Source organism: Streptomyces lusitanus, assembly GCF_042647945.1.
Classification (GTDB): Bacteria; Actinomycetota; Actinomycetes; order Streptomycetales; family Streptomycetaceae; genus Streptomyces; species Streptomyces pseudogriseolus.
Genome location: NZ_JBHRWL010000003.1, coordinates 55,473 through 70,676, shown reverse-complemented (window position 1 = coordinate 70,676; position 15,204 = coordinate 55,473). Strand labels below are relative to the sequence as shown.

Here is a 15,204-nt window from a genome sequence, read left to right as displayed (position 1 = left end):
GCTGACTGCCATGGGCAACACGGACAACACCGAGGACAAGCTCCGCGAATACCTCAAGCGCGTCACCACCGACCTGCGCCACACGCGGCGCCGGCTCACGGACCTGGAGACGCGGGCGCACGAGCCGATCGCCATCGTGGCGACCGCCTGCCGTATGCCCGGCGGCGTGCGCACCCCCGAGGACCTGTGGCAGCTCGTGGCCGACGGCGTCGACACCGTCTCGGACCTGCCGACCGACCGCGGCTGGGATTTGGATGCGCTCTACGACCCCGACCCCGACCGGGTCGGCACGAGTTACGTCCGCCACGGCGCGTTCCTGTACGACGCCGCCGAGTTCGACGCCGGCTTCTTCGAGATCTCGCCGCGCGAGGCGACGGCGATGGACCCGCAGCAGCGCCTGCTCCTGGAGACCACCTGGGAGGCGTTCGAACGGGCCGGCATCGACCCCACAGGCCTGCGCGGCAGCTCCACCGGCGTCTTCGTCGGCTCGAGCAACCAGGCGTACGCCATCGACGGCACCGGCGCCCCCGAAGGCGTCGAGGGTCACCTGCTGACCGGCGGGTCCGCAGCGGTCCTGTCCGGCCGCATCGCCTACAGCCTCGGCTTCGAGGGCCCCGCCGTCAGCCTCGACACCATGTGCTCCTCCTCGCTGGTCGCGCTGCACCTCGCGATCCGCGCCCTGCGCTCCGGTGAATGCTCCATGGCCGTGGCCGGCGGCGCCACCGTCATGGCGACCATGCGCAACTTCGTCGAGTTCAGCCGCCAGCGCGGACTGGCCCCCGACGGCCGCTGCAAGCCGTTCTCCGCCGACGCGGACGGCACCGGCTGGGGCGAGGGCGTCGGCGTGCTCCTCCTGGAGCGCCTGTCGGACGCGCAGGCCAACGGGCACCAGATCCTTGCCGTCATCCGCGGCTCGGCCATCAACCAGGACGGCGCCTCCAACGGCCTCACCGCCCCCAACGGCCCCTCCCAGCAGCGCGTCATCCGCGCGGCCCTGGAGGACGCCGGGGTGGCGGCGGCCGACGTGGACGTCGTGGAAGCGCACGGCACCGGCACGACGCTGGGCGACCCGATCGAGGCGCAGGCGCTGCTCGCCACTTACGGCAAGGAACGCGACGCCGACCATCCGCTGTGGATCGGCTCCCTGAAGTCCAACATCGGTCACACCCAGGCCGCCTCCGGCGTCCTCGGCGTCATCAAGATGGTCGAGGCCCTGCGGCACGACATCGTCCCCAAGTCGCTCCACGCGGACGAACCCAGCCCCCACGTCGACTGGTCCTCCGGGACCCTGCGCCTGCTCACCGAGGCCGTCGAATGGCCCGCCGCCGACCGGCCGCGCCGCGTCGGCGTCTCCTCCTTCGGCGGCAGCGGCACCAACGCGCACGTCGTCATCGAACAGGCGCCAGCCGATGAGGAGGTGGAGACCTCGGCTGCCGCGGAAGCGGAGGCTGCTGCCGCCGACCGGGCCGACGCCGTCGTGCCGTGGCTGCTCTCCGCCCGCTCGGAAGCCGCGCTGCGGGAGCAGGCGCAGCGGCTCGCCGACCGCGTGACGTCCGCCGGTCACGACGCCGCCGACGTCGCCCACACCCTCGCCACCGGCCGTGCCGCCCTGGAGGAGCGCGCCGTGGTCGTCGGCACCGACCGCGAGACCCTGCTGAACGGCCTGCGCGCACTGGCCCGCGGCGAACAGCCCGCCGACGCCGCACGCGGCCTCACCACCAGTCCGGGCGAGAGCGTCGACCCGGTGTTCGTGTTCCCGGGGCAGGGGGCGCAGTGGGCCGGGATGGCTGTCGAACTCCTCGACTCGAGCCCGGTGTTCGCAGAGCGGTTCGCGGAGTGTGGTGAGGCGCTGGCCCAGTTCGTCGACTGGTCGTTGACGGACGTGGTGCGCGGGGAGGACGGTGCGCCGGGTCTGGACCGGGTGGATGTGGTGCAGCCGGTGCTGTGGGCGGTGATGGTGTCGCTCGCCGCCGTCTGGGAGTCCTACGGAGTACGGCCGGCGGCCGTCGTGGGTCACTCCCAGGGTGAGATCGCCGCTGCCGTGGTGTCCGGTGCGCTCAGCGTCGTGGACGGCGCGCGGGTGGCCGCGTTGCGGTCGCGGGCGATCGTCGCGTTGGCCGGGCGAGGCGGCATGGTGTCCGTCGCTGCCACGCACGAAGACACCGAGACGCTCATCTCCCGCTGGGACGGCCGGATTTCGGTCGCTGCGGTGAACGGGCCGACGTCCACGGTGGTGTCGGGTGACGCGGACGCCCTGGACGAGCTCATGGTCCATGCGGAGGAGTCCGGGGTACGCGTGCGCCGGATCGAGGTGGACTACGCCTCGCACTCGGCCCACGTCGAGTCCATCGAGACCGAGTTGGCGGAGCTTCTGGCCCCGATCACCGCTCACGAGCCGTCGGTGCCGTTCCTGTCGACGGTGACGGGGGAGTGGATCGACGCCGGCGAGACGGACGCCGGTTACTGGTACCGCAACCTGCGTCAGACCGTCCTGCTCGAGCCTGTGATCACCGCGTTGGTCGCGGAGGGTCACGGCGCGTTCCTGGAGATGAGCCCGCACCCGGTGCTGACCGTGCCGGTCGCCGAGGCCGTGGAGGCGGCCGGCGCCGACGCCGTCGTCGTCGGTTCGCTGCGCCGAGGTGAGGGCGGTCTGAACCGCCTGTACCTCTCCTTCGGCGAGGCATGGGCGCGTGGCGTGGCCGTCGACTGGACGCCCGCCTTCGCGGGGCTGTCCCCGCGCCGCGTCGACCTGCCCACCTACGCTTTCCAGCGCCGCCGCTACTGGCTGGACGCACCGAAGCCCCAGTCGGGGGCCGCCGCCGATCCGGTGGAGGAGCAGTTCTGGCGCACGGTTCAGGAGGGTGACCTTCAGGAGTTCGCCCGCACCCTGGGTCTGGAGGCGACCGAGGCTCTGGGCGAGGTCGTCCCTGCTCTGTCCGCCTGGCGTCAGGCGGGCAAGGAGCGTGCCACGGTCGACAGCTGGCGTTACCGGGTCGTCTGGCGGACGCACGACCTGCCCGCCGCCGGCACCCTGGACGGCACCTGGCTCCTCGCCGTCCCGGAGACACACCTGCGGTCCCCCCTGGTCGCCGCAGTGGCCCGCACTCTCAGCCAGGCCGGCGCGACCACCGTCACCATCGCCGTGGACGCCGGCGACCTCGACCGTGAACGCGTCGCCGCACGACTCGCGGACGCGCTCTCCGTCAGCGGGGTGACGTCCACCGAACCGGCGTCCGTACAGGGCGTCGTCTCCCTGCTCGCGCTCGACGAGCGCCCCGCACCCGGCCACCCCGGCGCCACCGCCGGCATGACCTCCTCCCTCGTCCTCCTCCAGGGGCTGCTGGACGCCGACCTGGACGCCCGGCTGTGGATCCTGACCAGCGAGGCCGTCACCACCGGCACCGGTGATGCCGTGCGCAACCCGCTCCAGGGCGCCCTGTGGGGCTTCGGGCGGGTCGTCGCGCTGGAGCAGCCCCGCCGCTGGGGCGGGCTCGTGGATCTGCCCGCCGAGCTGGACGAGGACACCGCCCGCGGGCTCGTCGCCGTCCTCGCCGCCCGTTCCGACGAGGACCAGACGGCACTCCGCGGCCGTACCGCCCACATCCGCCGCCTGGTCCGGGCCCCGCTCGCGGGGCGTCCCGCGCCGCGCGCCTGGCGCACCAGCGGCGCCGCGCTCGTCACCGGCGGAACCGGCGGCCTCGGCGCCCACACCGCCCGGCTGCTGGCCCGCAGGGGCGCCGAGCACCTGGTGCTGACCAGCCGTCGCGGCCCGGAAGCGCCCGGCGCCGAGGCCCTGCGCGAGGAGCTGACCGCCTTGGGCTGCCGGGTCACCGTCGCCGCCTGCGACGTCGCCGACCGCGACGCCCTGGAGCGCCTGGTGGCCGCGGTCGAGTCCGACGGGCCCGCCATCCGCACCGTCGTGCACACCGCCGGCGTCGGCATGCTCGCCCCCCTCGCCGAGACCGACCTGGACTTCTTCGCCGAGGGCGCCCGCGCCAAGCTGCTCGGCGCCGCGAACCTCGACGCCGTCTTCGACCACGACCGGCTGGACGCCTTCGTCCTCTACTCGTCCGTCGCCGGCACCTGGGGCAGCGGCGACCACGGCGCGTACTCGGCCTCCAACGCCTACGTGGACGCGCTCGCCGACCAGCGCAGGGCCCGCGGCCTGACCGGAACGTCGATCGCGTGGGGCATCTGGAGCCCCGAGGGCGGCGGCATGGCCGTCAACGTCGTGCGCGAGCAACTGCGCTGGCGCGGCATCCCGTTCATGGACGCCGACCTGGCCGTCACCGGACTCGAGCAGGCCCTGGACCACGACGACGTGTTCCTCGCCGTCGCCGACATCGACTGGGAGCGCTTCGTCCCCGTCTTCACCGCCGCCCACCCCCGGCCCCTGCTGCACGAGGTCCCCGAGGTCGCCGAGGCCATGAAGGCCGACGCGCCCGACGAGGACACGTCGGCCGACCGGCTCGGCGGCCTGCGCGCCGAACTGGCCGCCCTGCCCGCAGCCGAGCGCGTCCGCACCCTCACCGACCTCGTGCGCACCCAGGTCGCCACCGCCCTCGGCCACGCCGACGGCGAGGAGATCGCCCCCCAGCGCGCCTTCCGCGAACTCGGCTTCGACTCCCTGACCGCCGTCGAACTGCGCAACCGCCTCAACGCGGCCACCGGACTGAGCCTCCCCGCCACGGTCGTCTTCGACTTCCCCAACGTCAACGAGCTCGTACGGCACCTCCTCGAGCACCTCGTCGAGGACGCCGGCGACACGGCGGACGACCGGGCCGCCGCCCTGCCCGCCGTGGTGGCGGACCGTCCCGCCCACGAGGACGAGCCCATCGCGATCGTCTCGATGGGCTGCCGCTTCCCCGGCGGAGCGCACTCGCCCGACGACTTCTGGCGGCTCGTCCTCGAGGAGACCGACGCCATCACCTCCCTGCCCGTCGACCGCGGCTGGGACGTGGAGAGCCTGTACGACCCCGACCCCGACCGGCCCGGCACCACGTACGCCCGCGAAGGCGGCTTCCTGCACGACGCCGCCGAGTTCGACGCCGGCTTCTTCGGCATCTCGCCACGCGAGGCGACGGCGATGGACCCGCAGCAGCGACTGCTCCTCGAAACCAGCTGGGAGACCCTGGAGCGGGCCGGCATCGCCCCCGACAGCCTGCGCGGCAGCGACACGGGCGTCTTCGTCGGCGTGTCCCACCAGGGATACGGCACGGGCGGCGAGGCGCCCGAGGGCCTCGAAGGCCACCTGATCACCGGCACCGTCACCAGCATCGCCTCCGGCCGCGTCTCCTACACCCTGGGCCTCGAAGGTCCGGCCGTGACCCTGGACACCGGCTGCTCCTCCGCGCTCGTCGCCATGCACCTGGCCATCCGGTCGCTGCGCTCCGGCGAGTGCTCCCTCGCCCTGACCGGCGGCGCCGCCATCATGGGCGAGCCGATCGGCATGGTCGGCTTCAGCCGCCAGCGGGGCCTGGCGACGGACGGCCGCTGCAAGGCGTTCGGAGCCGGCGCCGACGGCATGGGCATGGCCGAAGGCGTGGGCGTGCTCCTCCTGGAGCGCCTGTCGGACGCGCGGGCCAACGGGCACCAGGTGCTCGCCGTCGTCCGCGGCTCGGCCATCAACCAGGACGGCGCCTCCAACGGCCTCACCGCCCCCAACGGACGCTCCCAGCAGCGCGTCATCCGGGCCGCGCTCGCGGACGCCGGACTGTCCGCCGCGGACGTGGACGTGGTCGAGGCGCACGGCACGGGCACGAAGCTCGGCGACCCGATCGAGGCGCAGGCGCTGCTCGCCACCTACGGGCAGGAGCACGACGCCGAACACCCGCTCTGGCTGGGCTCGGTGAAGTCCAACATCGGCCACAGCCAGGCCGCTTCCGGCATGGCCGGCATCATCAAGACGGTGCAGGCCATGCGGCACGGCATCCTGCCCAGAACCCTGCACGCCGACGAGGTCTCCCCGTTCGTCGACTGGTCGGCCGGACACGTCGAGCTGCTCACCCAGGCGCGGCCCTGGAACCCGGACGGCCGTCCACGCCGTGCCGCCGTCTCCTCCTTCGGCGTCAGCGGCACCAACGCGCACGTCATCCTCGAACAGCCCGCCACCGAGCCGGAGCCCGTCACACAGGTCCCGGCCTCGACCCCGGCCGGCACCGTCGTACCGTGGCTGGTCTCCGCCCGCTCGGCGGACGCGCTGCGCGCCCAGGCCGAACGACTGCTGTCCCACCTGACGGACAGCGCCGACACCCTCCCCGACCCCGCCGACGTGGCCCACTCCCTCCTCACGGGCCGCGCCGCCCTGGAGGAACGGGCGGTCGTCGTCGGCGGCGACACCGAAACCCTCCTCGCCGGACTCCAGGCCCTCGCCACCGGCACCACCACGCCCGCCCTCGCCCGGGGCGCCACCCAGCGCATCGGCGAGAGCGTCGACCCGGTGTTCGTGTTCCCGGGGCAGGGGGCGCAGTGGGCCGGGATGGCGGTTGAACTTCTCGATTCCAGTCCGGTGTTCGCGGAGCGGTTCGCGGAGTGTGGTGAGGCGCTGGCCCAGTTCGTCGACTGGTCGTTGACGGACGTGGTGCGCGGGGAGGACGGTGCGCCGGGTCTGGACCGGGTGGATGTGGTGCAGCCGGTGCTGTGGGCGGTGATGGTGTCGCTCGCCGCCGTCTGGGAGTCGTTCGGTGTGCGGCCGGCGGCTGTTGTGGGTCACTCGCAGGGTGAGATCGCCGCTGCCGTGGTGTCCGGTGCGCTCAGCGTCGTCGATGGCGCGCGTGTGGCGGCGCTGCGGTCGAAGGCGATCGTCGCGCTGGCCGGGCGGGGCGGAATGGTGTCCGTCGCGCTCACGCACGAGGACACCGCGACGCTGATCTCCCGTTGGGAGGGCCGCATCTCGGTCGCTGCGGTGAACGGGCCGACGTCCACGGTGGTGTCGGGTGACGCGGACGCGCTGGACGAGCTTGTCGCGCACGCGGATGAGGTGGGTACTCGGGTGCGCCGGATCGAGGTGGACTACGCCTCGCACTCGGCCCATGTGGAGTCCATCGAGGCGGAGTTGGCGGAGCTTCTTGCCCCGGTCACCGCTGGTGAGCCGTCGGTGCCGTTCCTGTCGACGGTGACGGGGGAGTGGATCAGCGCGGGTGAGACGGATGCCGGTTACTGGTATCGGAACCTGCGTCAGACCGTACTGCTGGAGCCGGTCGTGCGGCGGCTGGCGCAGTCCGGGCACGGTGCGTTCCTGGAGATGAGCCCGCATCCGGTGCTGACCGTGCCGGTCGCCGAAACCGTCGAAGCGGCCGGCGCCGACGCTGTGGTCGTCGGTTCGCTGCGCCGGGGCGAGGGCGGCCTGGACCGCCTGTACGTCTCCCTCGGCGAGGCGTGGGCGCGTGGCGTCGCCGTCGACTGGACGCCCGCCTTCGAGGGTCTGTCCCCGCGCCGCGTCGACCTGCCCACCTACGCCTTCCAGCGCCGTCACTACTGGCTCGAGACTGCCGGCCGCCGGGCCGCCGACCACACGGGTCCCGAGGGCGCGGACCTTCTCGACGACGCGTTCTGGACCAGCGTCGAGAACCAGGACGTCGACGCCCTCGCCGAGGATCTCGGGATCGCCGACGTCCGCTCGCTGGCCGAGATCGTGCCGGCCCTGTCGTCCTGGCGGCGCGACCGGATCACCCGCTCGACCCTCGACCGCTGGCGCTACCGGGTGACCTGGCGGCCCTGCGCCGAACAGCCCGCCCGCGCCGACGCGCTCCGGGACGCCTGGCTGATCCTCGTACCCGCCGGACACGAGGACGACCCCCTCGTGCGGGGCGTGATCGAGGCCGTCGGCGCGCACGCGGCCGAGGCACGCGTCCTGGTCGCCGGAGCGGCCGAGGCCGAACGCGACCGCATGGCCGACCTCCTGCGGCAGCACAGTGAGGACACAGTCGTCGGCGGGGTGCTCTCGCTGCTCGCGCTGGACGAGTCACCGTGGTCCCCGGAGGGCGTGCTGCCCACCGGCATGGTGCTGATGACCGCCCTGCTCCAGGCGCTCGGCGACGCCCAGGTCGACGCGCCCATGTGGTGCGCCACGCGGGGCGCCGTCACCGTCCGCCGCGGCGACCCGCTGCTCAGCCCGCTCCAGGCGATGAGCTGGGGTCTGGGACGCATCGCGGCCCTGGAGTACCCGCAGCGCTGGGGCGGCCTTCTCGACCTGCCCGAGCAGCTCGACGCGCGTGCCGCGCGACGCCTGGCCGCCGCTCTGTCCGGCACGCTCGAGGAGGACCACCTCGCGGTGCGCCCGTCCGGGACCTTCGCCCGCAGGCTGGTCCGCGCGGGCGAGGGGCCCCGCCCCGGGGGTGTCTGGAAGCCGTCCGGCACCGTGCTCGTCACCGGCGGCACCGGCGGGATCGGCGGGCACATCGCCCGCTGGCTGGCCCGCGGCGGCGCCGAGCACCTGGTGCTCGTCTCGCGGCGCGGTCCCGAAGCCCCCGGCGCCGACGACCTCGTGGCCGAGCTCGCGGAACTCGGCACCCCGGCGAGCGTCGTCGCGTGCGACGTGTCCGACGCGCAGGCCGTCCGGCGGCTCGTCGACGACCTGCCCGGCGGCGGCACCCTGACCGCCGTCTTCCACACCGCCGGCATCATCGACGACGGCCTCATCGACGCGCTCACCCCGCAGCGGGCGCACGACGTGCTGCGGCCCAAGGCCGACGCGGCGCTCGCCCTCGACGCCGCCACCCGCCACCTCGACCTGAACGCCTTCGTGCTGTTCTCCTCCATGGCGGGCACCCTCGGCGGACCCGGCCAGGGCAGCTACGCCGCCGCCAACGCCCACCTCGACGCCCTCGCCGCCCGCCGGCGCGCCGAAGGGCTGCCCGCCACCTCGGTCGGCTGGGGCACCTGGGCCGGCGGCGGCATGGTCGGCGAGGAGGTCGCCGAACGGCTGCGCCGCGACGGTGTGCCGCCGATGGAACCCGAACTCGCCGTCGCCTCCCTCCAGAAGGCGCTCGACGAGGACGAGGAGTTCGTCGTCGTGGCGGACGTCGACTGGAAGCTGATCACGGTCCGCGCCTTCGCCGCGCTGCGCGAACTGCCCGAACCCCGGACCGCCGTCACCACCGCCGACCGGGCGGAGCAGAAGGAGACCGACGCCGTCGACGGGCCGCCGCTCGTCAAGCGGCTGGCCGCCCTCCCGCCCGCCGAGCGCCGCGCCGCCCTGCTCAACGAGGTCCGCGACGAGGCGGCCGCCGTACTCGGCCACGCCGACGCCGACGCCGTCCCGGAGGGCCGCGCGTTCCGCGACCTCGGTTTCGACTCGCTGACCGCGGTCGAACTGCGCAACCGGTTCGCCGAGGCCACCGGTCTGCGGCTGCCGGTCACCCTCGCCTTCGACCACCCGACCGCGTCCGCCCTCGCCGCCCACCTGGACGCCGAACTGTTCGGCGGACGGGCCGACGACACCCTCCTGCCCGCCCCGGCCGCCGCATCCGCGCTGCCCACGGCGTCCGTGGACGACGACCCCGTCGTCATCGTCGGCATGGCCTGCCGCTTCCCCGGCGGCGTCACCTCGCCCGAGGAACTGTGGCGGCTCGTCGCCGACGGCGTCGACGCCATCACCCCGTTCCCCGGCGACCGCGGCTGGGACATCGAGACCCTGTACGACCCCGACCCCGACCGCATCGGCCACACCTACGCCCGGCACGGCGGATTCCTGCACGACGCCGCCGAGTTCGACCCGGCGTTCTTCGGCATCTCGCCGCGTGAGGCGGTCGCCGTCGACCCGCAGCACCGGCTGCTGCTGGAAACCTCCTGGGAGGCGTTCGAACGCGCCGGCATCGACCCGCAGGGGATGCGCGGCGCACGGGCCGGCGTGTTCGTGGGCTCCAACTACCACGACTACGCCGGCAGGGCCCGCCGAGCGCCCGAGGAACTGGAGGGATACCTGGCCACCGGCAGCGCCAGCAGCGTCGCCTCCGGCCGCATCGCCTACACCTTCGGACTCGAGGGCCCGGCCGTCACCGTCGACACCGCCTGCTCCTCCTCGCTCGTGGCCCTGCACCTGGCGGCGCAGGCCCTGCGGTCGGGGGAGTGCGACGTGGCCCTGGCCGGCGGCGTCACCGTGATGTCCACGCCGGACACCTTCGTCGAGTTCAGCAGGCAGCGCGCGCTGTCGCCCGACGGACGCTGCAAGCCGTTCTCCGCCGAGGCCGACGGGGCCGGCTGGTCCGAGGGCGTGGGCCTGCTCCTGCTGGAGCGCCTGTCCGACGCCCGCCGCGGCGGGCACCAGGTGCTCGCCGTCGTCGCCGGCACCGCCGTCAACCAGGACGGCGCCTCCAACGGGCTGACCGCGCCCAGCGGTCCCGCCCAGCAGCGGGTCATCCGCCAGGCGCTCGCCTCCGCCGGGCTCTCCCCGGCCGACGTCGACGCCGTCGAGGCGCACGGCACCGGCACCACCCTCGGCGACCCCATCGAGGCGCAGGCCCTCCTCGCCACCTACGGCCAGGACCGGCCGCAGGACCGCCCGCTGTGGCTGGGGGCGCTGAAGTCCAACATCGGGCACACCCAGGCGGCCTCAGGCGTCGCCGGGGTCATCAAGATGGTGATGGCGATGCGGCACGGCACCCTGCCGCGCACCCTGCACGCCGACCGTCCCTCCCCGCACGTCGACTGGTCCTCCGGCGCCGTGCGCCTGCTCCAGGAGGAGCGGGCCTGGGAGCCGGGCGACACCCCGCGCCGCGCCGGCGTCTCCTCCTTCGGCGTCAGCGGCACCAACGCCCACGTCATCCTCCAGGAGCCGGACGCCCCTGCGCAGTTGGAGCCGCAGCAGGAACTGGAGCCGCAGCCGGAACAGAAGCCGCAGCAGGAACAGGAGGCGCGGCCCGACCAGGAGGCGCAGTCCCGGCCCGTGCCGGCCCTGCCCTGGCTGCTGTCCGCCCGCGGCGCCGCCGCCCTGCGCGACCAGGCCCGCCGCCTGCTCGACCACCTCACCGCCCGCCCCGGGACCGAGCCGGCCGACCTCGCCCTGTCCCTGGCCACCACCCGCGCCCACCTGGAGGACCGGGCGGCCGTCGTGGCCGCCGCCGACGACACCGACGCGCTGACCCAGGCGCTCACCGCCCTCGCCGAGGGCCGCGAACACCCCGGCCTGACCACCGGACGGGCCCGCGGCGGCAGGACCGCGTTCCTCTTCTCCGGCCAGGGCGCCCAGCGCCCCGAGACCGGCCGCGCCCTGTACGAGACGTACGACGTGTTCGCCGACGCCTTCGACGCCGTCTGCGCCCACCTCGACGCCCACCTCGACACGCCGCTGCGCGACGTCCTGTTCGCCGCGCCCGGCAGCCCGGAGGCGGCCCTCCTGGACCGCACCGACCACACCCAGGCCGCGCTGTTCGCCGTGCAGGTCGCCCTGTACCGGCTGCTGGAGAGCCTGGGCGTACGGCCCGACGTGCTGCTCGGCCACTCCGTCGGCGAGATCGCCGCGGCCCACGCCGCCGGTGTCCTCGCCCTGGAGGACGCCTGCCGGCTGGTCGCCGTGCGCGGCCGGCTCATGGCGGACCTCCCCGAGGGCGGCGCGATGATCTCCGTACGGGCCTCGGTGGAGGAGGTGACTCCGCTGCTCGCCGCGTACGAGGGCCGGGTGGCCGTCGCCGCCGACAACGGCCCCCTGGCCACGGTGATCTCCGGCGACGAGGACGACGTCACCGCGCTCGCCGCCGAACTCGCCGGGCAGGGCCGCAGGACCCGCCGGCTCAACGTCAGCCACGCCTTCCACTCGCACCGCATGGACGGCATGCTCGACGCCTTCGCCGAGCACACCGCGTCGATACCGCACGAGGCGCCCGCCCTGCCGGTGGTGTCCACCGTCACCGGACGCCCCGTCACCGCCGACGAGCCCTTCGACGGCGCCTACTGGGTGCGCCAGGTCCGCGACGGCGTCCGCTTCCGCGACGGCGTCCGCACCCTGGAGGAACAGGGCGTCACCACCTACGTGGAGATCGGTCCGGGCGGCGTGCTCACCGCGCTCGCCGGGGAGTGCGTCGAGGGCGACGCCCTCCTGGTGCCCACCCTGAACCGGGACACCGAGGAGAGCCGGTCCCTGACCTCGGCACTCGTACGGCTGCACACGAACGGCCACCGGGTCGACTGGTCCACCTGGTTCGCCCCCACCGGCGCCCGGCGCACCGACCTGCCGACCTACGCGTTCCAGCGGCGCCGCTACTGGCTGGAGGCCACCGACGCCGACACCACGGGCGCGGGCCCGGACTCCGTACGCCACCCCCTGCTCACCGCGGCCGTGCCGCTGGCCGACGGGGACGGTCTGGTCCTCACGGGGACCGTCTCGGTGGACGGCCGGCCCTGGCTCGCCGATCACGCCCTGGACGGCCGGATCCTGTTCCCCGGCACCGCGTTCCTGGACCTCGCCCTGGAGGCGTGCGCCCACGCCGGCGCCGCCCGCGTCGCCGACCTCACGCTGAGCACCCCGCTCGTCCTGCCCGAGAACGGCGGCGTACGGCTCCAGGTCGGCGTCTCCGCACCCGGCGAGGACGGCGACCGCACCCTGACCGTCCACTCCCGTCCCCTCACCGGCGACGGCGCGGACGGACCCTGGACCCGGCACGCCGAAGGCGTCCTCGGCGCCGCCCCCGCGCCCGCCGGCGACCCCCTCCCGGCCGCCTGGCCGCCGCCCGGCGCCACCCCGGTGGACGTGACCGGACTGTACGAGCAGATCGCCGCACGCGGCTTCGCCTACGGGCCCGCCTTCCGCGGGCTGCGCGCCGCCTGGCGCGACGGCGACACCGTGTACGCGGAGATCGCCGCCGAGGACGGCGAACACCTCCAGGGCACCGACCGGTTCCGCGTCCACCCCGCCCTCCTCGACGCCTCCCTGCACACCGTGGCCCTCACCGTCGCCGACGGCACGGACACCGTGGTCCCGTTCACCTTCCAGGACGTCGCCGCGCACACCGACGGACCCGCCGCGCTGCGGGTACGGCTCGTCCCGGCCGGCGAGCGCACCCACCGGGTGACGCTCCTCGACGGCACCGGAGCCCCGGTCGCGGAGATCGGCGCGCTGACCCTGCGCGCCGTGGACACCGCGTCCCTGCCGGCCGCCACCGGCGGCGCCGGCGCGCTGCACACCCTCCGCTGGATCCCGGCCCCCACCGGGACCGCCACCGCCCCCGTACACCTGGTGGGTCCGGCGGCGGAGCTCGACGGCGTGCCGGCCCTCGCGGAGGCCGTGCGGCACGCCGACCCGGCCGCGCTGGCGACGACGGTCGACGAAGCCGCGGGGACCACGGGAACCGGCGACGTCGCCGGAACCGCCGGCACCACGGAGTCCGACGCCGCCGGAACCGCCGTACCGCGCACCGTGCTGGCCGTGGTGCCGGCGCCCGACGAGGACGCGGACCCCGCCACCGCCGCCCGGCAGGCCGCGGGCCACGCGCTGCGGCTGGTGACCGAGTGGCTGGCCGAGGACGCCCTCGCCGCTTCCCGGCTGGTCCTGCTGACCTGCCACGCGGTCGCCACCGGACCCGGCGACACGGCCCTCACCGACCCCGCACAGGCCGCCGTATGGGGCCTGGTGCGCGCGGCGCGGGCCGAGAACCCCGGCCGGTTCGCGCTCGTCGACCACGACGGCACCGCCGCCTCCCTGGCGCTGCTGCCCGCCGTCCTGGCCGGCGAGGCCGGCGAGACCGCGCTGCGGGACGGAGCCGCCCTCGTGCCCCGGCTGACCCGCACCGCGCCCGCCGCCGACGCGCCTGACGCGGTCGGCGACGGCACGGTGCTCGTCACCGGCGCCGGCGGTGTCCTGGGCCGGCAGGTCGCCCGCCACCTGGTCACCGCGCACGGCGCCCGCTCGCTGGTGCTGGCCGGACGGCGCGGCCCCGCCGCCGAGGGCATGACCGAACTGTGCGAGGAACTGCGCGGCCACGGGGCCCGCGTCACCGTCGCCGCCTGCGACGTCGCCGACCGGGACGCCCTGACCGCCCTGCTCGCCCAGGTCCCCGGGGACCGGCCGCTGACCGCGGTCGTGCACACCGCCGGCGTCCTCGACGACGGCATCGTGCAGTCGCTCACCCCCGCACGCCTCGACACCGTGCTGCGCGCCAAGGCCGACGCGGCCTGCCTGCTGGCGGAACTCACCGCCGGCACCGGCGCCGCGCTCGTCCTGTTCTCCTCCCTCTCCGGCACCCTCGGCGGAGCCGGGCAGGCCAACTACTCGGCCGCCAACGCGTTCCTCGACGCGTTCGCCGTCCGGCAGACCGCCGCCGGGCGCCGTGTGCAGTCCCTCGCCTGGGGACTGTGGGCGGAGCGCAGCGGCATGACCGGCGCCCTGGCCGCGACCGACCTGCGCCGCATCGCCCGAGGCGGCCTGCGCCCCCTGGCCACCGCCGACGCGCTCGCCCTGCTGGACACGGCGCTGCGCACCACGGACGCCTGGCTCGCCCCGGCCGGTCTGGACACCGGCGCGCTGCACGGCCCCGACGGCTCGGTGCCCGAGGTGCTCCGCGACCTCGTTCCGGCTCACCTCCGGCGCACGGCCCGCACGGCCCCCGCCGCACAGGCAGCCACGCCCGCCGGGGACGGCCTGCGCGAACGTCTCGCCGGGCTCGACGCCGGGGCCCGCAACAGCGCCGTACTGGACGCCGTGCTCACCCAGGCGGCCCTGGTCATCGGCCACGACACGCCCGACTCCCTCGACCCCGAACGGGGCTTCCTGGACAGCGGGTTCGACTCCCTGACCGCCGTCGAACTGCGCAACCGGCTCAGCGCCCTCGCGGGCGTACGGCTGCCGGCGACGCTGCTGTTCGACCACCCCACCCCCGAGCGGCTCGCCGCGCATCTGCTGGAGCGGATCGCCCCGGCCGGCCCGCCCGCCGGTGCCCCGGTCCTCGACCGGCTGGAGCAGCTGGAGGCCGAGTTCGCCGACGCGCCGGCGGACCCCGCCCTGCGCGACGGGCTGCGCAGGCGGCTGCGCGGCCTCCTGGACCGGCTCGACGGCCTCCCCGCCACCGGGACGGGACAGGAGCCGGGGCCTGCCGCCCTCACCGACGGAACCGGCGGCACCGGCGGGACCGGCGAGGTCGACGAGGTCTCCGACGACGAGCTCCGCGCCTTCCTGGAAGGGGACCTCGACGACGCCTGACCGCCGGTCACCGGCCGCCGCGGCACGGACCCGTTCCGGCCGCGGCGGCCCCCGGCCCGCACCCCGCCCCCGCG

At 75.3% G+C, this 15,204-nt stretch carries 1 protein-coding gene; it reads left to right on the top strand.

The window, feature by feature from the left end; translation table 11 throughout:
* Nucleotides 1–10 precede the first annotated feature (10 nt).
* Nucleotides 11–15,130, top strand: coding sequence for a type I polyketide synthase (locus ACFOSY_RS04860; RefSeq protein WP_394305453.1), 15,120 nt, complete (start codon nucleotides 11–13; stop codon nucleotides 15,128–15,130).
* The last annotated feature ends 74 nt before the right edge of the window (nucleotides 15,131–15,204 follow it).

Bases quoted from the DNA above. Each gene is read 5' to 3' on its own strand.
- ACFOSY_RS04860 (WP_394305453.1), top strand. From the start codon at position 11: ATGGGCAACACGGACAACACCGAGGACAAGCTCCGCGAATACCTCAAG.